A 26,961-nucleotide genomic window follows, 5' to 3' on the forward strand; every position below is an offset into this window, starting at 1 on the left:
TTTATAGCCACTATTATTCAAGTTAAATCTCTATGTGAATGCAAGTAAATATTTAATTATTTATTTGTTGTTCTTAATATATTTAATTTATTAATTAAATTATTTAATATTCCTTTGTAATTACATTATATGGTTAGTAGTATCTAATGTCAACCTTTTTTATTGATTTATTTAATGTTTTTATTAATAATTTTAATTATATATTTGATTTTAATTATTTTGACCTAAATTAATTAATAATATTTAAAAATATAAATAAATATTTTATTTGTATTATGTTTTGTCCCACAATATGCCAAATCATATAAATAGCAATTAGATATGACGACAAATTTCTTCAAAAAGTGTATAATAAAGTAAAATATAAAAATATTTACGGGGGTATATGTTAAATGAAGAAAATTTTGGTTATTATATTGATGGTTGCAATAGTACTGCCAGTTGTAGCATTTGGAGATGGAGAAATAACCGACATAAGTCAACACTGGGCTAAATCATACATAAGAGAACTAATTAACAAAGGGATTATAGATGGTTATCCCGACGGAACATTTAAACCTAACCAGTCCATACAAAGGGATTCATATATCAAACTTGTAGTTACAGCTCTTGGATATAGTCCAGGGAACGCAGAAGGCTATTGGGCTACTAATTATATCAATAAAGCTATGGACCTTGGACTTATAGAATCAGATGAATTCGATAAATATAACGTACCAATTAACAGGGAAGAAATGGCTAAGATAATAACTAATGCCACTTACTTAAATGAAGAAAAAAATGAGAACATTAATATTACAGAGATTAAAAAGCTTATAAAAGACTATAATTCAATATCAGATTATTACAAAGAATCAGTAATAGATTCATATGTACTAGGTCTTATTACAGGTAAAGATGGGGGATTCTTTGACCCTCAAGGCACTGCCACAAGGGCAGAAGCTTCAACGGTAATAACAAGGTTATTAGACCCTGACATAAGGCAAATACCTGAAGGTATAGAAATAACCAAACCTGATAAAGACACAGAAGATATAAAGCTATCTGATTTACTTCATAAGGAACATACTAATGAAGATGGTGTGGATATGTACTGGTGGCACTTCTATGAAAGTGCTGTAGATTTAGAAACTGGACTTTTTAAAGAAGATTATAAAGATTACTCAGAAAAAACCAATGGATTAAACCACTTTAGGATTAAAGAAGATGCTGAATATATGCTAGAATATGACGGTAAGTTTTGGAATGAAACTGAACCAAACTTTATGGAGCTAAAGGAGGATAATATTCCTGATTTCAGTAAAAGAGTAAATAACCTATTATCCTTCTTTGTAGATAATGCAGTTGAAAAGGACAAATATATTGATGTTCGGGGAGAATCGGAAGATGGGAAGGAATTAAAATATATAAGACTGGCTTTCCATAGAAATGCTGTAGGTGCATTAAATGATGAATATATTGGATATTACTTTTTCCCAAATTATGAAGATGTGTCATACGGAGATTATAAGGTGAATGATAACTTATCTAAAAAAGCCTTTATGATGATTTCGGTAATTGATTTAATGCCCGATGAATATGATGAAAGGTTCTATCAAGATGAATATAAGGAAATGTTACATGAAAGTCTTGTTGTATGTTTTGGCGAAGAAAAGGGTAAGGAACTATTTGAATTTATGTTCGAAGAATATGTAGAATGGGTATGGGGCAGAAGTGCCTATAAAGATTACGGAAAGACATATCATGTAGCAGGCTATAGAATTGATGTACCTAAGAATCCATACAATCGCTTAGAATTCTATTTTTCATTAGAATAAATTAGAAGTATTAAGGTTGGTGAACTAAATGAAAAGAAGTATATCTATTATATTATCAGCTATATTAATATTATCAATGGTTACACCTATGATTGAACTTGTTAATGCAGAATCCCTAGACCCTATGGGAAGTCATGAGGACTTTTTGACATATATCACTGATGTATTGGGTAAAAAAGCATATATAAACCATTACGGAAGGAAGCTAGATGCAAGTTGGAACTCATATAAAAATTATCAAGGACAACTGGACTATGGTGAGCTAATTTATGGCTCTCCTGAGCATGTTGTAGGATATGAACCTTCTGGTATGCCTTCTCAGGCTGAGAAGAATGGAGAATGGAGATACTTAGGTTTTAGTTATGAAGGTGAAATTGTAGCAAATGAAAAATTTCCCCATGACAGTTCAACTGGAACAGACCCTCGGACTTGGTTATCAAGATTTACTAATGTATCAGGGGCTAATAAAACTTGGAATAGTTCTTTGCTCACCTCACGTCAAAAAGGTTATATGACTGTAGCTAATTTAAGGGGTCATGGCTTGAATAATGGTGGTGACTGGGGTAATGAGAATAACTGGAATGTAGAGAGATTAAATGAAGGGTATGGATTTAATGACAATGGAAGTCTTTCCAGTTATTCAAAAACATACCTACAAACCCATGCAACATGGAAAACAGGCTTTTCTGTCCGTACCAATATGGGAAAATACTATCAGGTATGGTATGGTGATGGTTTTGGTGGAGATTTAGAATTAACAGGAGATTTAGAGTCAAAGGATCAAGTAGTTATATACCCTAATGATAGTCAAGGTACTTTAGATGTTAATTTTACTGGACAAGCTATTTTAGGTAATGAGTGGTTAGTTGTACAGGATATAGCAGAATTAAAAGTCGAACTTTATAATAAGAAAAAAGTCGAGGAAGAAACTACAACTCTTTCAGTAAGTGACCAATTAAATTTTAAAAGGTCAGATTATGGAGTAGGAGAACATGATGTTGAGATATTCGGTACCGTTACTATTGAATCGGTTTATGGAGATAAATATAGCGAAAAGATAAAAAAGGATATTAAAGTAATCGTCAAGGAACCATACTATCCTGAAGATTATGGCGACTCACAATCTGGTCATGAGCCAGATCCCGATCCAGTACCTGAGGTACCAAGTCCTGTTCTTGAAATGACCGATTCTGTAACCCCTATTTCTAAAGAGTGGAAGGGCAATGATATAAACGCCCATGTAGACGTTGCAAGCGAAGTATTTAATGTAAACCCTAATGATGTTGAAAGTTTCACTATATCGGTCAATGATGAAACAATGCCTGCATCAAAGGTTATAAAGCTTAATAACAGATTTGACTTTACTATTGACTGTAGTGCCTTTGATGAAAATGAAACTTTAGAATCAATGGAAAAGAAATGGAATGTAAAAACCAAAGTAGTTCTAAAAGATGGAGAAACATTAACAAAAGAAGATTTATTAAGGACCACAATAGTTAGGGGTGTTAAGCCTCCAATTGTAAGAATACGTGCAAATGATAAAGTAAAATTAGGAGATACAATAGATATATTCGGAAGTGCTACATCTCCTTCAGGGTTAGATATTAGTAAATACTATTGGGAAATAGATTCTGACTATAAGCCTGAATATAACGATACAAAATGGATTAACGACTATGAATTTCAATCGGAAGGAATTAAGACAATAGAATTAATAGCTGAGGATCAGTTAGGCAACCAAGGTCATGGAGAAAAGGAAGTAGAAGTACTTCCCCCTACAGTCGATGGGAGAATGAATATAAAAGGAGTTTTTAAACCCTATAGAAAAATAAGTGTTGATAATATTGGAAGTGATTCACCTGAGAAATATCCTATAGTAGAAAGCTTAACCGATTGGACCATTGAAACTTCAAATGGGCTTTTAGATACTGATTTGCACTCTAATCCTTTGGGCATAGATGGACATAGTAATTTTGACTTTATATCTAAGAAAACTGGAACTGTAGATTTAAAGTTATACCAAGAAAACACTTTAGGCTATAACGATACTGTGAGAAAGATAATTGATATACAACCCGATGAAGAACCAGTTGCAGATTTCACTTCCCTTGGAGTAATATACAGAAATCCTTCTGAAAGTGGTAAAGCAACTATAAATGTCTTTAACAAGTCATATTCTCCTGATAATGACAAAATAGGAAATATAAAAGTGTATTATCAATATGATTCTAACAATGATGGTAATTTTTTAGATGAAGATACGAAATTAGCTTACACAGGTTTACCTAAGGAGCTAATAGAAATTGATGTATTTGAGGTTGGCAAGTATAAAATATATATGGAAGTCACAGAAACATATGAAACATTAGCAGGATATGAAGATATTGCAGTATATAAAAATGATAATACAAGTGATAAACCCTTAGAAGAGTGTATAGTTGAAGTTGATAACATAGCTCCTTCTATGAATTTAGATATATCCAAAAAAAGTGAACCCCTAGATTTACATTTTCAACTGGCAAATTATAATATGACAAAAGCAGAATTAGAGAGCTATATAGAAAACAATATAAAACCTCAATTAGAGTCAAAGGGCTTTGTTATTAATAGCTATAATATAATTGATGAAGCTATAAAACAAGTTGCTATTTCTGAAAAAAGCAATCGAACCTATAATGATAAATATAATAGGACTACTGGTCCGATGAGAGGTTATGAATATCGTAATGGAGTTAGAATAGATAATTTATATAGAGAACCGAAAATTCCAAATGAAAATATATACTTTATGAATAATGAAGATCATGGAGTAGATATAGTAAATTTAGAAACTCTGAAAACAAAAACATTTTCATCACAGGATGGTGACTTTCGCGCTGACGATATCGAGGAAATAATATATATAAAATCAAACCCTAATAAGTTCTTTTATAGGGGATGGAATGACGAAGTAGACAGATATTATCATTATTATTATGATAAAGAAACTGGAAGAGCATCTTCTGAGCCAGCACCGATTTATGTTCCTGAAGGTAGTAACAAGTATTATTATTATTTCGATAACTATGTAGCTAAATTCTCTAATCGCTATTCAAGCTATTTTGATGACTATACTACATCTTTAGAGGTACATAATTTATATACAGGTGAAGAAATAATAGACCGTATAGATATAGATATATCCAGTAGTAAAAAAGACAAATATGATTATGATATCAGTTATGAGGAAGGTGTTCTTTTAATCGAGGATGATTATGACGGTAATGAAATAGAAAGATTTGAAATTCCAAAGGATACTTCTTTTGAAAAGGTAGAACTAGAAGAAGGAACCTATAAACGTGTAAATGATATATTCTATATTGGAGGAGACAATTATAGTTATGGAGATGAAAAAATAGTCCAATACAAAACAGAAGAAGATGATTCACCTGAGTATGAAAGAAATCTAAAAAAATATGAAAAACTATATATTATGGATCATTTAATGAACGAAGATATTGAAATTTTCGATTACATGTCTTACCATAGTATTTATTACGATGATGAAAAAGATACGAGTAAATTTAATGGATATTCCTATTATATAGCATGGATATATCCTGAACCTAAGACCAATAAGTTTACTATAGGCTATAATCTTGATAGAGATTATCACCGTACAGTTTTAGTAAATGGACATAGAATAGGAGATCAATATACTTACGATAAAATGTATTTAGAGGTCTACAGATTAACAGATAACGTAAGTAAATATATAAATCAAGTAGAAACAGAGAACAAATCAGTATACATCTTATTAGATAATGACTTGACCCTATATAGCAGAAGACCTAATTATAAAGATACTCTTGCTGAAAGCACATTAAGTAAAGATATCCCTATAATAGCTGTCAGTAATTCCAACGCTATTGATGAAGAAATAGGACTAAATGATGGTAAGTCAATAAATGCTCTTAATGATTTAGCAACACAAATTATTGATACAGTTGAAGATAAGTCAACTAAAGTAAATTCAAATGAAATATATATCACTAACGAAGGAGAAGTAACCTTTGAAAACTTTTATTGGGATTATGAAAATGACCCTATGTTTTCAGCAGGATACACATTAACCCATATTGATCCATATTACTTTGAAAATTCAAATGGTATATATGCTGACAGTGGAATAACAAAAGCTCTAAATGAAAAGGATGCACTAACTCTAGATAAGGTTGGGTTATATGATTTAGAGCCAAAGGTAAGGGATAATCCAAAAGACGATGACAGATTTGGTAACTATAGAAAGTGGTCGGAAGATGATATGAACTACAGAATTATAGTTCATAGAAAGCCCATAGCTGATTTCACTATTGAACTTTATGAAGAAGGATTGTATTATGAAGACTTATCCTACGATTTAGATCATGAATCCCAACCAAACAAGGGTATAACCGAATGGGAATGGAAGTGGAAGAAAAATGATAGAAACTGGAATATGGGATTATTAGATGATTCAGATGTAGAAGATGATTCTGTATATATGATTAGCTTAAAAGTCAAGGATGAGGAAGGAGTGTGGAGTGATCCTGCCTTTAAAAAGATAGAAACACCTAAAGCCTTACCACCTATGCCATTGAAGCTAAGTGCTAAACTAAGGGCTAAAAATAGCAGATATTCAACAAGTTCTATTCCAGCAAGTGAAATTTTAGAACTATATAATATTGAAACTATTTACGCAAATCCCCATATGTTAGAAGTGGCATTGTATAGTAGTGATGGCAACACAAGATTATTACCAATGAAAACTATAAATTACTATACAGGGACTAAAAATGACGATACTATAGATTGGGATAATATAGACTATGAAATACCATCAACCTTTTCTGATGGTCTATATATTCTAAAAATAAAAGCTATTGATACAAGTGACCCTACCAAAATAGATGAAAAAAGCTTTAACGTAACGGTAAATACACCTTTAAAAATTAATGCAACTATTTCCCCTAATTATCCAACAGGAATTCCAGCCAGCGAAGACATTGAAGTGACCGTTGATGTTGAAACGCCTATCAATATAACAAGTGTTAAAGCTAAATTGGAGGGTGAAAGCGAAACAATATTAAATCATATAGATAGTTCAGGAGACATTGAAACGTACAACAATACATTAACAATTCCTTCAGTGAAACCTGATAAAAATTACTATGAGATAGAAATAATTGCAGAAATTGAGAACGGGAATACAGCAATAGATATTAAAAGGATAAATGTGAGTACTCCTGTAAATCTGTCGATAACCAAAATGCCTACCGAGTTTATGACTGAAGAAGAAAATGTCATCGAAGCTAAAACCTCAAAATATGCCGATGAAGTAATCATAACATTATATAAAAATACTCCATATGAAACAACAGACTATATGTCCCTTAAGACTAGTGATAAAAAAAGGATTTGGATTTATTCCTATGTTCCATTAAGCGATATTCCGGATGACAATTATATAGCAGAGTTTACAGCATCTACACCAAATGGCAATTCAGAAACCTTGACTAAAAACTATAAGAGCTTAAGCTTGAAACTGGAAAATCTAAGAATAACCAAAATAGCAGATTTTAACTGGCAAGATAATTTTGAAAAAACAAATGGAACTCCTACAACACTACAAGAAGAAGGCATACATACTAAAGATTTTCCAGTTTACAGAAACGATAAACATAAATGGATAAAGCTAGGTTATAGGGTCTATTTTGAAATAGATTCTACTGGCTTGCATAAGTCAGAGGATCAAATTCACGTAGATATTGATTATTATGCTTTGGATAATAAGAATCACTTTCATTCAGTGGATATATATGTCCCCAATGAAGAGTTTAATTATAAACTTCTTCAAAATAGCGACTATTCAAATGTTTCTAAAGCTTTTTCACTAAATGGCTTAAACAAAAGAAATTCAGAAGTCGAACCAATGAACGATAATAAGAACACATGGGATTTCAATATTTACTTACCCCCAACAGCAAAAATAGTAAAACAAGGAGAAGACCTTGACTTGATTAATGACAATACATTCAATAATATGTTGTTAGTAGTAATAAATATCACTGCCGAAAAAAACACAGGAGCAACTTATGATTATACATTGAAAGAAACAGATTGGGCAACTGATGACGGAAGTATCTACGGGTCTAATCTTCCAACTAATTTGGATTTTAAAAAAGGTATAAATCATGGACAAGTATTCTTTTATGATTTGAATGAAACTTTACTAGATGATGTGAATATACAGCAAGAGTGGTGACATGAAAGAAAGTTCAACTACTCACTTTATAATATTACTTCAAATAGCAAAAGCTCTCCACATATAAAGGAGAGCTTTTTATGCTATATAAACTTTATTCATCTCTACTTATATTGATATTTATTTATAACTTTCCGTCATCTTCTCCAACATCTCCAAGAACATACCTATACATTTTCGTCGATATTCTATAATTATTGTCAATGAGTATATCTAGACATTTCTTCAACGAGTCGACTCTTCCTAATATTTTAGCAATTTTCAATAAACCTATTAATCCAGTAGGCTCTAAAAGAATTTGTTCAGCTAGTCTTCTAACCGACCTATCATCAATTAATAAGTAGTCAACTTCTAGTTCTCTCGCACCTGCAATAACCTCTAATTCTCCCCTATGGAGTCTTCCTAAAAAAACGATTAACAAACAACTCATCTTGTACAGCATACACCTTAATCTTACCCTCATTAACTGCTCGTTCTAACTCACTCTTACCCACTCTATTTCGACCTTCTTTAACAACTTCTTTATAAACAGTTTGCGGAATAATTACTTCAGTGAACTACTTAATATACTTACAAAATTATAGCAGAACACTTAACTCTATTTATGTTACAAAATCCATGTTTTGCGACATTAGAAGAAAATACCTTTCATTTTCATAAACAAAAAAGACAACAGAAATTTTCTTCCATTGCCTTTCATTCTTATCTAAAATTCAATAAATCAAATTACTAGAATCTGTAGTTTCAACAGAACCAATTACGATATCTATTACCTCTTCCAAGATATCCACAGGAGCTTTTTCCAAATAAGAGGAATTTCTCGCTATAATATCTAAAGATTTAGCTTGCTCGCACATAATTACGCCATTTGTTTTAGTTCTTTCATCCAAATTCACATGAAGAGGAAACCCTCTATCAGTATTTGTAATTGGACAGACAATGGCCATTTTTGTAAACCGATTAAAAGTACCGTTACTAACTACAAAAGCCGGCCTACTTCCCTTCTGCTCATGGCCAGTCTGAGGATCAAATTCAAGAAGAATTATATCTCCCTGTCTTGGTATATAGTTCATCATAACACCTCATTACCCTTTGTCTTTCCAACGTCCCATTCTTTACATTTATATTCCCCTTGATATTCTGCTATTCTTTCTTCCAATGTTTTATGTTTTTTAATAGGAATGATAATTAAATTTCCATCCTGAACTTTAATTTCAACCTCAGAATTTTCTTTCATCTCCACGGATTCAAGTAGAGACTTAGGAAGTCTGACAGCATGACTATTTCCCCACTTTTGAATTTTTGTATACACAACATCACCCCTCTCATTAAGTATATACATCGTATATACAAATGTCAATATATGTTTTTCAAGCTAAAGAAAATCCATATATTCTACATATGTATAATAGTATAATATATGGACCCATCTCCTTTATTTATCAGATCGCTTATTTAAAATTTCTATTAATTGTTCTCCCTCTTTTACAGCTTCATCAAAAACATCATTGTGCCTATCTACAATATTAGCTCGAGCAAATTTAGGAAGCTTTGTGTCCTTTCGCAATCCTTTAACTTTGTTACTTTGCCTATTCTTCTTTAGTACTAGCTTAGTCTTCCCCATTCGAAAGCCTCCTTCTTTCCAATCCATAAATATTATATTTTAAAAAAGAGGATATTATACAAATTATTGTTAAAAAATAAAATAACTAGGGAATCCCTAGTCATTAGTTAACTTGATACTGACATTGCCTTTATCAGTTCCTTACCTTCTTTTATAGCTTCATCGAAGATATCGTTGTGTCTATCTACAACCCTGGCGTGAGCAAACTTTGGAAGTTTATAATCATCACTACACTTATTTTTTCCTTTGCATCCTTTTTGCGATTTCTTCAAAGATAGCTTAGTTTTCATACATTCACGCTCCTCCATACATTCCAATTATATCATTTTTTTCCAGTATAATCAATTTAAAAGATTTTACAATCTGTCAGTTCTCGGCAACATCCATTAATCTATTCTCTAAATTATCAAGAAAGGATAATATCAAGAAAGCATCTTCATCAGCTAAAATAACTTGACTCGAAACTTGTACCTCAATTATTATATCCCCCAAAAAGCATGAGCTAACCAAAAGTATTAGTTTATTTTTATCTTTGCCCACGAATTCTTTACTCGTTAGCAAAAAACTTGAATGTTGTTTTATGAGTCTGTCAAAAGTTTTTAAACCATCACCACATAAACCCTGTTTTAAGCTTAATAAGTTTTGTTCCGAATATTTGCTTACAGTTATAATAGGTGCTATATTTTGGAAGTTATAATATAATTCGATAGCTTCAATTAATATATCTTCATGATATACATCTTTTCCTTCTTCAAGATCCATCTCAATCAAATCCACAATCTCATCTAGCTTTCCAACAGTATCTAATGAAGCCTTTATTTTTTCTTGATACATCTTGACATGAGTTTTATGCATATTAACTTGTTTTCTTACAACAGTTTCTGTACTCCATTCTGCCGAAAAGTTTTTACCACCAATTTTCTTTATAGGATAGGCCGAGATCAACAATACATCTAATGTTATAGCAATAATCATAAAAACTGCACCATAAAGTAAGACAGGCCAATATTGTTCCGATATCCCTATCTTTCTAATGAAACTAGCATCTTCTATTCCAGGCTTTTCTATATTCATAAATAATATAAATCCTATTAGAATCAGAGAATAATAAATTCTTTTCTCAGTCTTCATATTTCTCGGGTCATTAAGTTCTTTAAATTTAAAAGAAAGTATAGTGTATATTATAAATCCAATTGGTATTATCAAGAATCCCCAACCCATAAAACCCCTCCAATAATTCTCCCTTTTACCCTAGACTACACTACCTTTTTTCATCTACCATATTTTATAGTATTCTATATATATTTTACAATTCCTTCAATTTATTTACCATTTTTTATATCAAAGAGACCAATAGAATAAACTATCCATTGGTCCTCTAATATATCTAACATAAAATTTAGTTTCCTGTCATTTATCTCTTGCAAATCATTTTTTAGTCATTTCTTATTTTAAAAAACTTACAAAGGACATTTCCTTCTCTATCAAATAATGTTCCTTTGTCACTTATAAAGTCTTCTCTAAATATCCATTCCCCATCTTTCTCTTCTTCTGCTTTGATGTTTACTAATCTCAGTATATCTTGTTTACCAGGGCTCAGTAAAGATTTTTCTTCTATATAATATTCTAGCTTACTATTTCTATCTACAACCTTGCACCCAGATAAGTCTTGTACTTTTTGAGAACCATTATATAAAGCAATAAATTTATTATCAAAGTCAATTTGTCTAATCAAAACACCTGATATCTCTCTATTTTCCACCTCATAATTTTCACCATCTATTGTAATTACGATATTTCCACTATCATATGTATCATATATTTCTACATCTCTATCTTTTAATCTATTAATAACATCAATCTTGGAGCTATTTAATTCATCTGAGTCTACAAAACCCCCATCTTCTATATCATAGGCTAATCCCGAACTTATTATTGCAACCTCTGGTTTTGTGACATCGAGAAACTCACCGCTAGTAGAAGTGTTCAAACCATGATTTGCCACTTTTAAAACATCAATATCACTAAACTTATCTAAATTTCTTAATTCAGTTTTTTCTTCCATATCTCCAGTCAACAAAACTTTCACGCTATTATGTTCAAGCATAGTTATCACACTATTATTATTTATATTCGGGTCACTACCTCCCGTTTCAATTATATGAAAATATACTCCGTTACCTAAATCAAAGGTGAGATCATCATCTTCCATAAACCTTGTGACCTTTAACCCACTAACAAAGGGAAAATAATCTTCCCTCACCTCTCTAATATTTTTAGTTCCTGAATGAATAAAAGTTTCAACTCCAATGTCATTTAATGCATCTTCTAATCCTCCAACATGATTTTCGTCTGGATGAGTAGTTATTAAAATCTCTATATCATCAGTATCTAAACTTTCTAAATAATTAGCGACTACCTTTCCAGACTCCTTATTTCCTACATCAATTAAAATATCATAATCTCCATAGTCGATAAATATAGAATCTCCATTACCAACATCAATAAAATGAACTGATAATTCATTTTTACTGGATATGATTAATTCACGTTCTGATTCATCCCATAATACCTTAGCCCCTAATCCATCACTTAAAAAACTTACAGGAACTACCAACAAATCACTTCTTCTATATACTGCTCTATTCAGTATCAACTTTTCATCATTAATATATGTGGATCTACTTGATTCAATAAGCTTTACCTCTATATTATTTTTAGTACCCAAAATAATTTTTCCATCTTCTTTAGTTTCTACCTTAAAACCCATAGCTTCAAGGGTTTGTACCAAAGGGACAACCAGTTCACCATTTATAATATAGGGCTGTACTTCATACTGAATTTCTCTTCCGTCTATTTCTACTTTTGATAATCTAACAGCTTCCCCTATAGATGGAACATTAAAAATGAGGATAGCTATTATACAAAGCAAGAAAAATTTCTTCACGATAATTTCCTCCTTTTACCACTTTATATAATATATGCTATCCTCATTGCAAATTATTAATACATTAATCTTTATTTATATACTAAAGCCTTTCATCAACGTGTCAATAACCACTTCTAAGTCCACTTCATTATACTTTAATTTTTCAATATATATCTTCTTAACACTATACTGATTCATTGTACCAAGAAGACTAGCCGTAGCAACTTCTAAGTTTAAATCTTGTCTGAGATCGCCACTAGCAATCCCTTCCTTTACAACACTTTCCATCAAACCAAATATTTCAAGCTTCAACCCTAACATCTGTCTTTTCATTTCCTCTGACATTACTTCAGGCTGATTCGCCACTTGTTGAAATACATCGCCGTGCTCCTGTAAAACCTTTAATTTATGTCTAAAGAAAGATTCTATCTGTTCCCTAAAGCCATTTTTCCCCAAAATTGATTTTTGAATTTCAGCGATATGCAGCTCCATTACATACTTAATCATTTCTTGAAACAAATTCTTCTTGCTGTCAAAGTATTCATATATGGTCCCTTTACCTACACCAGCGTCTTCAGCTATTTCCTGTATTTTAGACTTATGAAATCCATTTTGAGAAAATATCTTAATGGCTGAAAATAATATATCTCTTCTTCTCTCTTCTCTACTTGCCATACATACCTTTCCTTTCTATCAAGAACCTTTTTCATTTTAAATAGTCTAAGATTTACGCTAAACTATGCTTCTACTTTTTCATTTCTTTTAAGAATTCTTCTATTAAAGAATCTTGATAAATCATCACTTATAGTATATACAACCGGTACGAATACTAATGTTAATAGTGTTGAAAGTAGAAGTCCACCAATTACAGCTATTGCCATAGGCGCTTGAATCTCTGCTCCCTCACCCACACCTAAAGCCAATGGGAATAAGCCTAAAACTGTCGTTAATGTAGTCATTAATATAGGTCTTAATCTTATAGGTCCAGCATTTTTAATTGCTTCATTCCTTTGTTCTCCACTTTCTCTTCTTGTATTGATATAGTCAACTAAAACTATGGCATTATTAACAACTATACCAGCCAGCACGATAAATCCGATTATTGCAGGGACACTTAGAGTTTTACCTGTTACAAATAATCCTAATGCACCACCTGCAAAGGCAATGGGAACTGATAATATAATTGTAAATGGATGTAATAGTGATTCAAACTGTGACGCTAATATCATAAACACTAAAATTACTGCTAGGATTAATGCCAATGATAAATCACTAAAAGCATCAGTTAATTCTTCATTTTCCCCACCAAATTCATAACTATATCCCGCTGGCATATCATACTCATCAAACTTAGCTTGAACTTCATCACTTACTGTCTTTAAGTCTCTTCCACTAATTTGACCACTTACAGTAACAACTCTAACCTGGTCTTCTCTGTCAATTGAGTTTGGTTGCCTTTCTATCTGAGCTTTAGCAACTTGACTTAATGGAATAGTGGCTCCCGTTGGAGTTGTAATAGACGACTGTTCCATATTTGAAATACTTTGACTAAATGTATCATCACCTTTTACCACAATATCTATCTCTGAGCCTTCATATTTGTATCTAGTAGCAACTCTTCCATCTATATTACTCTTCACGGCTGAAGCTATCTGAGCAGCTGTTAATCCATACTGAGAGGCTTTGATTCTATCTATTACAATTTGAACTTCAGGAATTCCTTCACCAATACTTGATTCAACCTCTTCTGTTCCTTCTACTGAATTCACTATATCAACGAAGTCCTTAGAAATATCCTCAAGGGTATCAATTTCATCGCCCTTTATACTTATTTGTAGTGGCGCTCCACTAAGTCCACCCATCATGGCAGTAGATGTTACATTAACACTTATCTCTGCCCCAGGAATGTCTCTTACTAAGTCTCTCACCTGATCTGCTACCTCAAATACACTCCTATCTCTTTCATCTAGAGGTATTAGTATTCCGTCAATAGTTCCTGTATTAGATCCACTGCCACCTACTGACATGGTCATGCTTCCACCAGACCCAACATTTGAAACTAATATATCTATTTCATCTATATTTTCAAGTTTACCTTCTACTTCAGTTATTATATCGTTGGTCTCTTCTAGTTCAGCCCCTACTGGTAAATTTACACTAATGCTAAACTGTCCTTCATCAGTTGATGGAAGGAATTCAGCGCCGACGCTGAGTATAGATGCCATACTCCCACCAAAAATTACCAATGCTGCTATAATAACTATCAATCTATGTTTTAAACTAAACCCTAATAGTCTTTTGTATAGCTTTTCTAAACCAAAGAATAATTTGTCAAATATATCATATATGAATGAAAATAATCTGAATTTAGATTTATGCTTCTCACCTTGCTGCATATCAACCTTTAAGAACTTAGAAGAAAGCATAGGTATTAATGTTAAAGAAACAACTAGTGATGCTAATAATGACATTGTTACTGTTAAAGCTAACTCTTTAAATATCATAGAAGCTATACCTTCAACAAATACTATTGGCAAGAATACCGCTACAGTCGTTAATGTTGATGCAGTAACAGCCATACCAACTTCCTTAGCCCCCTTAATCGAAGCTTCTTTTCTTGAATACCCTTCTTGTCTAAATCTATATATATTTTCAAGTACAACTATTGAATTATCCACCAGCATACCTATACCCAATGCTAATCCACCCAGTGTCATAAGGTTTAGCGTAATATCATTAAAATATATTAGGGTGAAAGTTGCTATTATGGATACTGGTATTGCAGTACCGATGATTATAGTTGTTCTAAAGTTCCTTAAGAATATAAAGAGGATTAAAATTGCTAGTATACCTCCTAATAAACCATTCATAAGAACACTGTCTATGGACTGCTTGATATATTCAGATTGATCTAATACTGTATCAATTTTAATACCAGATATTTCTTGTCTTAAATTATCTAATTCTTGGTTTACATTATCTGCCACACTTACGGTATTTGATCCAGACTCTTTTTGTATAGTGATGTTTATACTTTCTTCACCGTTAGTTTTAGACATACTACTTACATCTTTATATCCAAAGCTAATATCTGCAACATCACTTAGTCTTATAGTACCCCCTGTTTGAAGAGCAATAGGCAATTCTCGTATTTCCTCTATGGACTGGAACTCACCAACAGTTCTAACAGTAAGATCCTTAGTCCCTTTGCCTACCTCACCTACAGGCATATTTAAGTTTTCTGCTCCAATAATCTGGGCTATATAATCTAAGCTTAACCCATAGCCCTTAAGCTTACTCTCATTAAGCTTTATTTCTATTTCCTTTTCATATCCACCTACAATATCTACCGAAGCAACACCCTCTAGCCTTTCTAACCTTGGTTTAATTGTATCCTCAGCTATTGTCTGTAAAGACTCTAGGCTATCTCCCTCAGATAATGCCACTTGCATCATAGGCATTGCATTTGGGTCTATTGTCATAACCATAGGATCACTAGAATCCTCAGGTAAAAAACCTTTTACCATATCAACCTTTTCACGCATTTCTAAGGTTGCAAAATCCATATCTGTACCATAATTAAACTGAGCAACTACTATAGAGTTTCCTTCCGAGGAAATAGAGCTGACCGACTCTATGCTACTTACTGTTGCTATACTCTGTTCTATTGGTCGTGTTACTAAATTCTCCATTTCTAAAGGTCCTGCTCCATCATAGGATGAAGATACAATAGCCACAGGAATCTCCATTTTAGGTAGCAAGTCTATTGGAATCCTAGTTAAAGAAACCACCCCTAATAGGATTACTATTAAAGTAACCATGACTATAGTAACAGGTCTTTTTACAGCCAAACTTGATAAATTCATTATTTATCACCTCTTACTACCTTAACTTCACTACCATTCCCAACATAATTTTGCCCTTTTATAACAACTTTCTCAGCTTTACCTAATCCTGCTTTAATTTCTACATACATACCTTCATCTAATCCAGTTTCTACTTCTTTTTCCACTGCAGCATTATCTTCAACTACGTATACAAAAGTTTTATTATCTTTTTCTACCAAGGCATCTCCTTTTATAACAAGGACATTTTCTCTAACATCGGTTTTCAAGCTAACTTTAGCAAACATGCCTGGCATCACTTTATTATCTTCATTATCTATATATATTTTAACAGGATATAATTGTGTTCTAGCATCTGCTGTTGGATATATTTGATCTATCGTTCCAACAGTATCCCTTGATAAAGCATCAAAGCTTATTCTTACTTCCTGACCTTCTTCTATATTACTTACGATATCTTCAGTAACATTTATTTGAACATATAGCTTATTTGCATCTATTATATTCATTGCAGGCTGAGCATTTGATGCAAACTCTCCTTCATCTATATTCATAGATGATACTGTACCACTCATAGGAGATGTGATTACTGTGTTATCCAATGCTTCCTTTGCCTGATTGTATGAAATTTGTGCCTGGTCTATTTGAGCCTGAGCTGCTTCCAATGGCTTATCTGATGCTGCAAGCTTAGCCTGTTCATACTGACTCTTAGATACTGCTCCTTGTTCATATAATGTTTGTGTTCTCTCAAGATTTGTCTTTGCATTTTCAATCTGTTCTTCATTAATAGCATAGCTTTTCTTCGCCGCATTTAAAGCTGCTTCTGCTTGATTAATCTGCTTTTGGATATCTTCTCTATCTAATGTAAATAGCACTTGCCCCTTAGAAACTTTATCACCTAGCTCTACCCTTATATCGGCTACTTTGCCCGGTGTTTTAGGTAATATCATAATATCTTTGTTAGGGTGTACCTGACCGCTTATCGTAACTTCACGGAATATTGTATCTGTCTTTACACTTTCAATCTCAACTGGAACATAATCTTCTTTTTCAACTTCCTTTGCTCCATCATTATTGCTTTCACTACTACAACCCACAGTAAGCGTAAGTACTGCTGTTATTAAAATTAGAAATTTTATTAGTCTCTTTACCACATTCATGACCTCCCTAAGTTAAAATACATCTGATACTTTATTACATTGAACCTCCCATAAGCATTATACCTTCACTTATTAATTCTAATTTACTCTTAGCAAGTAAATAGTTTATTTTGGCTTTATCTGATTCAAATTTATCCCTTTTTAATTGTTGCATCTCCATATCATATTGGAGTTCACTGATAGAACCTTGTTCATATCTAGCTTCTAGATTTTTTTCTTTTTCTATATAGTACTGATTGCTTACCTTTTTGACAAATAAGTCTAGTTTTTTAGTTTTAAAATCAAAATATGCTTGTTTTACATATAGCTCCATATCTCTCTCATTTATTTGCTTGTCTAATTCAGAATTTTTTAACTCTAATAGTGCTAGATTAACTTCATTTCCTTCAACATCATCATAGGCTTCATGACTTTTTTCTAAGATTATATCTTTAATTTCTATATTCTTTTCAAGGGAAGCTAATTCTAAACTGTTTTCTTTAAACTCACTAATTAAATCAGCTAACGAATAATCCACACTTTCATCTACATCGCTTATTTCCCATTCAATATTTAACTCTTCCTCCACTGGCATATTAATTTTAGTCTTTAAGCTTTCCTTAGCCAGCTCTTTTTGATTTTCAAGTTGTTGTAATGTCAATTGCATTGTGTTGATAGTATCTTTAATGCTTTGTAACTCCTCATCCGTTGACATATCAAGCTCTTGCCTTGTCTTTTCTATTTCTTTCTGTTTATTTATATTTTCAATATCTGTTTTTAATAGCTCTATCTCTCGATTTAATATGTATAAGTTATAGTAGCTATTTTTAAGCTCATTTTCTTCTGTAAGCTTTAATACTTCCTGTTGTCTATCTCCTTGTTCTATCTGAAGCTTAAGTTGCTCCATAGTACCAATTACTCCCATTTCTTGTTTAACAACATCCTTATACGCATCTAAAGTGCTCTCATAAATTTGCTCTCTCATATCTAGTTTAGCAAGCTCAAATTGTCTATCAGATTTCTTAGCTTTAAGATAAATTTCTCTAGCTTGTTCTTTATTTATCTTGGCTATTTCTAAGCTATCTCCAACATCTTCAACGGCCTCTTCTAAATCATCATAATCATCTAGCGACTTATCATATTTTAACTTCATAACTTTTGTATTATTATTCATCTTTAATATATCTAAATTTTCTTCATGTAATCTATCTGTCAATTGTTTAAGATCATAGACCACATTATCATCTTCAGCATATGTACTCATGCTGGCTACTAGAGCAATCATAATAATTAATGCTATAAGAGTCTTTTTTCTATTCATTATATTCATCCTTTCTCTATTTTATATTGCATCTGCTAATAAAGATTTGCCACTATTAGTTTAAGACTGACTGGTCAGTCGATAATAAAAATTATATATTATAACTTGGTATCCGTCAACTTAAACATGTAAAATTTTCTTATAGACTGCTTAATCTCTTTACTTTCTTAATATTAATAAGAGGTAACATTTAAAGATTTATTTTTCGAGACCTTCCATTCTTATATTTCAGCAGTTAATACTATATAATTTTATATTAAAAGAGATTCTATAACAAACATTTTGGTGAAAATTTCAGCATTTTATTCTTTACAAAAAAAGATGTAATCATTATAAAAGCTGCTAAAATACTATTAACTAGACAAATACCCTAGAGGAAGCTTGCCACAAGTGCATAAATATCATATCAATAAATTACTAAATTTAAAATATGTATTTACAGAAAGAGTTAACCATTTTGATGATCATGTTGAAATCTACATATCTACTAAGGTAAAACCTCATTCTTGTTCAGTCTGTGGTGAAATTACGACAAAATACATGATTACAGGACTCAACGTTTTAAAGATTTACCGATCCAAATGAAATATACCTTTATTGTTCTTAGAAAACAAAGATATGCTTGTTCTTGTGGCAAGAGATTTCATGAAAAATTAAACTTTCTCCTTCGTTACCACAGAATAACTTCTAGATTTGTATCTTCAGTTATTATAGAGCTTGAACAAAATCATAATATAAAGTCTGTTGCTAATAGACTCAATCTCTCTACCCATACAGTTCAAAGAATTCTACATTTTTTCTACATAAGCAAAAAATGTCCAGAAACAAGATTTGAGCAGATATTCTAAAGAATACCTGCCCAAACTATTAATATAGAGCCAAAAAAAGAACCAACCTTATAGGTTGGTTCCTCTTATTATTAAAACTTATTGTTACTTCGGACTTACAGTAAGATTACTGAAGCTTTTAGCTTCATTACCAAATAAGTCAACCATAGGATTAGCTACTGAATTATCATAATCCAATGTAGGTGCGTCTGAATCTAATATATCACCGTCAAGAGTTAATATTACTTCATCATCATTAACATCTACATCAACTACATTTGGATTTGAAACAACACCATTTACAGTAAATGCATTAGTATCAATAACTACATCATCTATTTCTTCATCCATAGTTATTACTATTTTAGTAACTCCATCATAGTCGCCATAAACCGCATCTACAACTGTTGAAACCATATTAACTTCGATTTCTTCTGCATCAATCTCTGCAAGAGTATTATCTGACATATCTTTAATGTATTTCACGTCAGAAATTGTACTTACAGTAATCATACCATCGAATCCAGTATAGTCACCAATTAACGTTAATGTCGCTTCTGTAACAGAACCATCTTGATTAACATCTTCTAAAGCAAGTAAATAGTCAATACCAGCATCAAGTTCTTCACCATCTGCTTCTACTATTAAGTCAGATGCTGCGTAACTATCATTTTTAGCATAAATTTCTTCATTGAAGTTGATTGTGATTGTGTTATCACCATTATCAACAAGACCGTCATTAGCTACTCCATCTTCATCGTCGATTGGGTTAAGCTCAGGTGCAATTGCATCGTCAAGTCCTATGTTATTAAATACAATTTTTTCACCATAATCATTCATACTTACTACTTCATAATCTGAATCATCATTAACTGAGATAGTTATAGTCTCATTATCAGTACCAACTGTACCTTCTGGGTTTAACTCTTCGTCTAATAATGTGAAGATGATTACACTGTCACCATCATCATTAATAGTTTCGTCTATTGCAATTTCACCAAGGTCAAAAGTACCACTTGTTTCAATTACATAGTCTTCTTCTGCAAAATCATCAAGTGTTCCCTCTAGAGTTAATTCTAACTCAGTTGATGATACTGCTTCGAATGTATCAACGCCTATTGTACCAGTACTACCAATATCTAATGTATCCATAAGCTCTACAGTCTTATTATCAAAAGCATCTGCTACTCTTGCTATTTCTAAGCTGTCGTCTCCACCTGCAAATTTATATTCAGCATCTTCAGTATCAAGTACGATTTCTACTTTCTTACCGTCATCTGTAGCTGAGATAGATATTCCATCTTCAATATCAGAAAGTGATACCCATTCTCTAACTGCTGACCATCCGGAACCATCTGCTTCATATACTTCTACTCTATATTTTTCAAGGTCAAGCACTGAGTATTCACCATCAGTTGACATAGCCTCATCAAAGTTTATAACTAATGTTTGCTCTTTATCTCCATATAAAGTAGCTGAGAAATCAGCGAATAATGGACTAGTTACATCATCAACATCAAATTCATATGTTTCTTCGCCCATAGCATTTTCATAAATATCTTCAACATCTTCAATCACTAAAGCGTGTACTCCTGAGATATCATCTCTAAGAGTTAATTTAACTTGATCATTATCTTCTCCAGTAATTGTAGCTCTTCTGATAATGCTCTTTATTTCGTCTCCGTCACTATCAAGAAGTGTATAGTTAGCTTCAGTTTCTGCTCCGCCTAATACTTCTTCGCTGAAAGTAACTTTTAATTCGTCTTGTGAAGTAGCTTCAACCTTTACGATTGATGGAGCTTCTGTATCTCCCTCTACTTCTATTTCTACTCTAATTTGTTGTGCATTTTCATTGCCCCATAGGTCTTTTACAGCTTCTTTAGCAATGTAAACGTATACTGTACCTGAAGGCATTTTGTCAGCAGGATTGAATGATAATTTAAGCTCATTCTCTTCTATTGTAGGTGTAGCTTCTACTTTGTTCTTTGAATTAGTGTGATAGTAGTTTTCCTCATCAGTCTCTTCAAGAGCAATATCTTCATTGAATACTAATGTTACTGAGTATGGTTTAGCATCTTTGAAGTCAATAACTTCTGGAGCTTCTTCATCAATAACTACATCTAATTCAAATTCTTCTTTAACAACTGTATAACCAGCATAGTCTTTATACTCGTTATTTACAGTGAATGAATAAACTTCGCCATCTTCGAAATCTGAATAGAATTCAACTTTTGCTACTTTGTTGTTGTTTTCGAAAGTAACATCACTAACGTATACAGTTTTACCGTTAGATTTTTCAAGTGAGAATCCTTTTCTTAGTTCAGATCTTGATAATCCATCAACGTTAACAGGCTCTGTGAAAGTAACCTTAACAGTGTCAACGCCAACTATTTCAGCGTCTACAACTTCTGGAATAGTCATATCAAGGAAGTCAATTCCTTCAATTGTAACTTCTTCAATTTCATTTTCATTTAAATCTAATATTTTTTCAATAGTAAGCTCTTTAGATGTTTGATTATCAACCTTAGTATCTAAAGTACCGATAACAGTTATTCCATCTTCTTGAAGCTCATATGTTCCAGCTAATGAATAATTATCAGCGTCTTCTGCTGAATCTTCATCAACTTTTGTTGTATAAACGATTTCTATTTGCTTTAAGTTAAGTGCAGTTACTGATGCTACAGCTAAATCAGCTTCATCAACTATAGCTGTAGCTAATGCAGTTAACTCAATTCCTTCAACTACACCTTCAATTGTTAAATCTCCAGCTACAGTTGTATCATAGTCTGCCCAATCAACAGCTAATTCTTCAGTAGTTCCGTTGTCAAAAGTAACTTCTACTGTTTCTGGAAGATCTAATTCATCTCCATTAGCTACAGTTCCTAATTCAACAGCTGCTACTGAAACAGCAGTTTTTGGCATATCAACGTTTAATGAAGCAGCTAATGTACCGCTTCCGTCAGCCATATCAGCTTCTAAAGTGTTATAAACTATAGCAGCCATTATGCCTCTTGACGCATTACCTTCTGCTTCAACGTCACCCATGATTCCAGCTTCGATAGCCATTTCAGGAATATTATCTACTCCCCATTGTGGGTCATATCCTAAAGCTCTTAACATGAATATTTGAAGTTGCTCTACTGTTACTAAGTCAGTAGGGCCAAATGTTCCGTCTCCATAACCGTTAGTTAATCCCTTGTTATAAGCCCAAGAAATGAAAGACTCAAAGTAAGGGTGGTCTACGTCTGAGAAAGGAGATTCGAACTTAAAGTTCTCAGCCACTTGCTCTTCGCCCATTAGACGAGCAGTTAATACCATTAACGTTTGTCTGTCTAATGTAGCATTTAAATCTAAATTACCATTTTCGTCGCCTTTTAATACACCAAGGCTTTTAAGAAGTTCTGCTTGGTTCGCATAGTCATTTTCATCTGCTGCTGCGAAAACAGGCGCGAAACTTCCTAGTACTAGTGATATCACAAGTACTAATGACAATACTTTCTTCATTTTTCAAAGACCTCCTTTTGAAATGTGTGTTTTAATTTTTGAAGGAGTTAATAATATGTTCTCCTAGGCCGTACCCCTTCCTACCAGCCTAAAAGAAAAGGACCGATTTTGAAGGCTAAATCTGCATCCTACGCTATATTATAGCATTGACTGCTTAAACAGTCAACGTGACAAGCCTCATTGTAATGAAAATGTAATATAACTTGCCTTCACGTTCATTACATATGTAATTATATAGGATAAGATATGAAAATACCATTACAGTAGTATTACAATTTCTTTTCTATAACATTACACTCCCTTAGCACTAAAAGGAAAGGCCCTGAAAATCCTACCATTATGGGATTTTCAGGGCCTTTTATCACTCTATATACATTGTTTAAATTTATTATTTTTTGTTATTTTTCTATTTATTTTTTCTTATTTTCCTTTGATGCCTTTATAAATTCTCTAAATAATGGATGACTTCTAGTTGGTCTAGATTTGAATTCTGGATGAAATTGAGATGCAACAAACCAAGGATGATCTTGTAACTCTATAATTTCAACTAGTCTTTCATCCGGAGATATTCCACTTATAATTAATCCGTTTTCTAGTGCTTTATCCCTAAATTCGTTATTAAATTCATATCTATGTCTATGTCTTTCATAAACTAATTCTTCTTCGTAAGCTTCCTTCGACTTCGAACCTTCTGCTATCTTACATGGGAATAAACCTAACCTCATAGTTCCACCCATATCTTCTATATCTCTTTGTTCTGGCATTAAATCTATAACTGGATATGGAGTTTCTGGGTCTAGTTCCGAACTATGCGCTCCCTTTAATCCTATAACATTTCTAGCAAACTCAACAACAGCCATTTGCATACCCAAGCATATTCCAAGGAAAGGCACTTTGTTTTCCCTAGCATATTTGATAGTACATAGTTTCCCATCAATACCTCTATCTCCAAATCCACCTGGAACTAATATGCCATCTGCACCTTTAAGTTTATCTCCACAGTTTTTCTCATTAATTTTTTCTGAGTGAATCCAATCAATATCTATATCAACTTCATTAGATATTCCTGCATGTCTTAATGACTCTGCAACTGATAAATATGCATCCTTAAGCTCTACATATTTACCAACTAATGCTATCTTTACTTTGCCCTTAGGATTTTTAACCTTTTCAACTATACTTTCCCATTCACTTATATCCTTTTCCTTACATTTAAGGTCTAAATGGTTTATAACCATTTGAGGCAAGCCTTCTTTTTCTAATATTAATGGCACTTCATATAATGTATCTGCATCGGGATTTTGAATTACATCTCCTTTATCTAGGTCACAGAATAACGCTATTTTTTCTTTAAGCTCTTGAGATAGTGAATGCTCAGTTCTACATACTAGTAAATCAGGCTGAATACCTATACTTCTAAGCTCTTTAACACTATGTTGAGTTGGCTTTGTCTTTAATTCTCCTGCCTTTGTAAGATAAGGAACTAAAGTTACATGTATATACATTACATTTTCCTTACCAGCATCATACTTAATCTGTCTAATAGCTTCTAAGAAGGGAAGACTCTCAATATCTCCTACTGTTCCACCTATCTCAGTAATAACTACATCTACTTCCTTTTCCTTTGCAACTCTAAATACTCTATCCTTTATTTCATTAGTAATATGAGGAATTACTTGTACAGTTCCTCCAAGATATACTCCTTTTCTTTCCTTATTAATAACCGACCAGTATATCTTGCCTGTTGTTACATTGCTATTTTTACTTAGATTTATATCTGTAAATCTTTCATAATGCCCTAAGTCTAAATCTGTCTCCGCTCCATCGTCTGTAACAAATACCTCACCATGTTGATAAGGACTCATAGTTCCTGGATCAACATTTATGTAAGGATCGAACTTCTGAATAGTAACTTTTAACCCTCTACTCTTTAATAACTGTCCTAAGGAAGCTGCAGTAATACCCTTCCCAAGTGATGAAACCACACCACCAGTAATAAAAATATACTTCGTAGACAAAGCCATCTCTCCTCTCATATAATTTAAAAATTATCTATATTATAATTAATTCTTTGTTCCCGATTTCAAATTCCACAACTTATAATACTTTATATCAAATATACTCACATGTCAATAATCAAAAACTGGTGTCAAAAGTTGTATCCCAATCATATTTCTATCTTCAACAAAAGAGACCCAAAATATTCTTATTTTAGGTCTCTAGCTTATTTATTTAATATCTATTTATTTTTTTAATACTTCTAGGGCTTTTTCTAATTGCATATCTTTAGTATTGTCAATTATATGAGTTTCTAAGGCCTTTACAAGGGCATCTTGAGTTGTATAATCAACTATTCCATATGCAAATAACCCTTGCTCTTTTTGGAACTCCTTAACAGCATTTAAGCTTTCCTGATCCATTACTCCATCTGGCTCTTCCAATTCATAGCCTAATATAGTAAGAATCTGTTCAGTCGCTAATACATCTAAGCTTACACTATTAAGCTCTGGCTTGCTTTTCTTACTATATTTAGGTATGTCACTTAAGTCTATTTCAAATTCAGCTGGTTTGTTTTCTACCACTATATCAGGGATTATTCCTTTACCATCTATAGAGCGCATTTTAGGAGTCAAATATTCCGCAACAGTTATCTTCATTCCGCTCATCCCTTGAAGACTATATAATGGATATATAGTTTGAACTGTTCCTTTACCATAAGAAGTAGTTCCTATGATTGTTCCCACTCCCGTATCTTGAATGGCACCTGCAAAGATCTCAGATGCACTGGCACTACCTTCATTTACTAATACAGCTACATCATATTTTGCTTTCTTTAAATGAGACTCTCGAGTTTCTATTTCATCATCAGCATATTTTATATGTACTACTGGACCTTCTGTTATGAAGTATCCAAGTAGCTCGACAACTTCATCTAAATATCCACCAGGATTGTTTCTTAAATCAATTACTAGCTTTGTTATTTCTTTATTGTCCATCTCTTTTAGAGCTTTCTTCATATTGGATACAGTATGAGAGTTAAATTGAGTTATCTGAATATATCCAATGTCTCCTTCCTTGATTTCATAGGATACTGGATTAATTTTTATAGTTTCTCTAGTTATATCAAAGTATAACATACTGTCATAGCCTTTTCTTATAACTCCAATCCTTACAGCAGTACCTGAAGGACCTTTGATTAATTTGGCAGCCTGATCAGTGGTATAGCCCTCTATATACTGACCATCAACTGATGCTAATTTATCTCCTGCCTTTAGTCCTGCTTTATCAGCTGGTGATCCTTGTATAGGTGTAACCACAGTTACAAAATCATCTTCTTCAACAATATAAACACCTATACCATCGAAATCTCCTGATACATTCTCAAAGAGTTCATTAAATTCTTCTTCGTTATAGTAGCTACTATGTTCATCAAGGGAATCAAACATACCCCTAATAGCCGCTTCAGTCAATTCATCTAAATCTATATCATCTACGTATTTTGATTCCATAGTTTTAATCATGGATTTAATATATATCATATGTTTATCTAATTCAGCGTCGGGATTATCAGCTTCTCCATCTCCATATACAGGACTTATAATTAGAGATACCAGGATAAGTGTAAGTAATAATGCTGATATTTTCTTAAAATTTTTACCAAATTTCATTTAA

General features: G+C 32.4%; 18 protein-coding genes. 3 read left to right on the top strand and 15 right to left on the bottom strand.

All coding sequences use genetic code 11. The features are described 5' to 3' along the window. Positions 1–392 precede the first annotated feature (392 nt). On the top strand, positions 393–1,817 hold the full coding sequence (locus JMO20_RS01635) for an S-layer homology domain-containing protein (RefSeq protein ID WP_202707528.1): 1,425 nt from the start codon (positions 393–395) through the stop codon (positions 1,815–1,817). Between the two features lie 28 nt (positions 1,818–1,845). Continuing rightward, on the top strand, positions 1,846–8,100 hold the full coding sequence (locus JMO20_RS01640) for an Athe_2463 domain-containing protein (RefSeq protein ID WP_202707530.1): 6,255 nt from the start codon (positions 1,846–1,848) through the stop codon (positions 8,098–8,100). A 124-nt stretch (positions 8,101–8,224) separates the two neighbouring features. Here JMO20_RS01640 and JMO20_RS01645 read toward each other — a convergent pair whose 3' ends face one another. The 12 genes from JMO20_RS01645 to JMO20_RS01695 all read right to left on the bottom strand — a co-directional run bounded on the left by JMO20_RS01645 (position 8,225) and on the right by JMO20_RS01695 (position 18,958). After that, positions 8,225–8,530 carry a PIN domain-containing protein gene (locus tag JMO20_RS01645; RefSeq protein ID WP_207753406.1) on the bottom strand — a complete coding sequence of 102 codons (306 nt, stop codon included), beginning with the start codon at positions 8,528–8,530 and terminating at the stop codon, positions 8,225–8,227. After that, positions 8,490–8,645 (bottom strand): hypothetical protein, encoded by a 156-nt coding sequence (locus JMO20_RS20800; RefSeq protein WP_481133356.1) that lies wholly within the window; start codon positions 8,643–8,645, stop codon positions 8,490–8,492. The genes JMO20_RS01645 and JMO20_RS20800 overlap by 41 nt, the downstream gene beginning before the upstream one ends. A gap of 168 nt (positions 8,646–8,813) precedes the next feature. Beyond that, positions 8,814–9,173, bottom strand: coding sequence for a type II toxin-antitoxin system PemK/MazF family toxin (locus JMO20_RS01650; RefSeq protein WP_202707534.1), 360 nt, complete (start codon positions 9,171–9,173; stop codon positions 8,814–8,816). Next, positions 9,173–9,412 (bottom strand): AbrB/MazE/SpoVT family DNA-binding domain-containing protein, encoded by a 240-nt coding sequence (locus JMO20_RS20240; protein WP_202707536.1) that lies wholly within the window; start codon positions 9,410–9,412, stop codon positions 9,173–9,175. The genes JMO20_RS01650 and JMO20_RS20240 overlap by 1 nt, the downstream gene beginning before the upstream one ends. Positions 9,413–9,535: 123 nt before the next feature. Further along, entirely contained in the window at positions 9,536–9,724 is a 189-nt protein-coding gene (locus JMO20_RS01660; RefSeq protein ID WP_202707538.1) for a hypothetical protein, read from the bottom strand. Between the two features lie 107 nt (positions 9,725–9,831). Continuing rightward, the gene (locus JMO20_RS01665) at positions 9,832–10,014 is read right to left on the bottom strand and encodes a hypothetical protein (protein ID WP_202707539.1); all 183 of its coding nucleotides are present in this window, start codon (positions 10,012–10,014) and stop codon (positions 9,832–9,834) included. A 76-nt stretch (positions 10,015–10,090) separates the two neighbouring features. Next, positions 10,091–10,945: a hypothetical protein gene (locus JMO20_RS01670; RefSeq protein WP_202707541.1), complete on the bottom strand. Its 855-nt coding sequence runs from the start codon at positions 10,943–10,945 to the stop codon at positions 10,091–10,093. A gap of 214 nt (positions 10,946–11,159) precedes the next feature. Next, complete coding sequence (locus JMO20_RS01675; protein WP_202707546.1) at positions 11,160–12,671, bottom strand: stalk domain-containing protein; 1,512 nt, start codon at positions 12,669–12,671, stop codon at positions 11,160–11,162. Positions 12,672–12,746: 75 nt separating this feature from the next. Continuing rightward, the gene (locus JMO20_RS01680) at positions 12,747–13,328 is read right to left on the bottom strand and encodes a TetR/AcrR family transcriptional regulator (protein WP_202707548.1); all 582 of its coding nucleotides are present in this window, start codon (positions 13,326–13,328) and stop codon (positions 12,747–12,749) included. Between the two features lie 62 nt (positions 13,329–13,390). Next, positions 13,391–16,519: an efflux RND transporter permease subunit gene (locus tag JMO20_RS01685; protein ID WP_202707550.1), complete on the bottom strand. Its 3,129-nt coding sequence runs from the start codon at positions 16,517–16,519 to the stop codon at positions 13,391–13,393. Then, positions 16,519–17,652 carry an efflux RND transporter periplasmic adaptor subunit gene (locus JMO20_RS01690; protein ID WP_424141315.1) on the bottom strand — a complete coding sequence of 378 codons (1,134 nt, stop codon included), beginning with the start codon at positions 17,650–17,652 and terminating at the stop codon, positions 16,519–16,521. Before JMO20_RS01690 ends, JMO20_RS01685 begins: the two co-directional genes overlap by 1 nt. Before the next feature lie 40 nt (positions 17,653–17,692). After that, positions 17,693–18,958, bottom strand: coding sequence for a TolC family protein (locus JMO20_RS01695; protein ID WP_202707553.1), 1,266 nt, complete (start codon positions 18,956–18,958; stop codon positions 17,693–17,695). A 536-nt stretch (positions 18,959–19,494) separates the two neighbouring features. On the opposite strand from JMO20_RS01695, the gene JMO20_RS20725 reads away from it, so the two are divergent. Beyond that, positions 19,495–19,806 carry a helix-turn-helix domain-containing protein gene (locus tag JMO20_RS20725; protein WP_424141316.1) on the top strand — a complete coding sequence of 104 codons (312 nt, stop codon included), beginning with the start codon at positions 19,495–19,497 and terminating at the stop codon, positions 19,804–19,806. An 84-nt stretch (positions 19,807–19,890) separates the two neighbouring features. On the opposite strand, the gene JMO20_RS01705 is transcribed toward JMO20_RS20725, so the two are convergent. From JMO20_RS01705 to JMO20_RS01715, 3 genes are all read right to left on the bottom strand, one after another. Continuing rightward, positions 19,891–23,289, bottom strand: a complete 3,399-nt coding sequence (locus tag JMO20_RS01705; protein WP_202707555.1) for an Ig-like domain-containing protein — start codon at positions 23,287–23,289, stop codon at positions 19,891–19,893. A gap of 410 nt (positions 23,290–23,699) precedes the next feature. Further along, positions 23,700–25,307 (bottom strand): CTP synthase, encoded by a 1,608-nt coding sequence (locus JMO20_RS01710; RefSeq protein WP_202707557.1) that lies wholly within the window; start codon positions 25,305–25,307, stop codon positions 23,700–23,702. Positions 25,308–25,532: 225 nt separating this feature from the next. Then, positions 25,533–26,957 (bottom strand): S41 family peptidase, encoded by a 1,425-nt coding sequence (locus tag JMO20_RS01715; protein WP_202707559.1) that lies wholly within the window; start codon positions 26,955–26,957, stop codon positions 25,533–25,535. Between the last annotated feature and the right edge of the window lie 4 nt (positions 26,958–26,961).

Source organism: Sporosalibacterium faouarense (assembly GCF_016765695.1).
GTDB lineage: Bacteria > Bacillota > Clostridia > Tissierellales > VENL01 > Sporosalibacterium > Sporosalibacterium faouarense.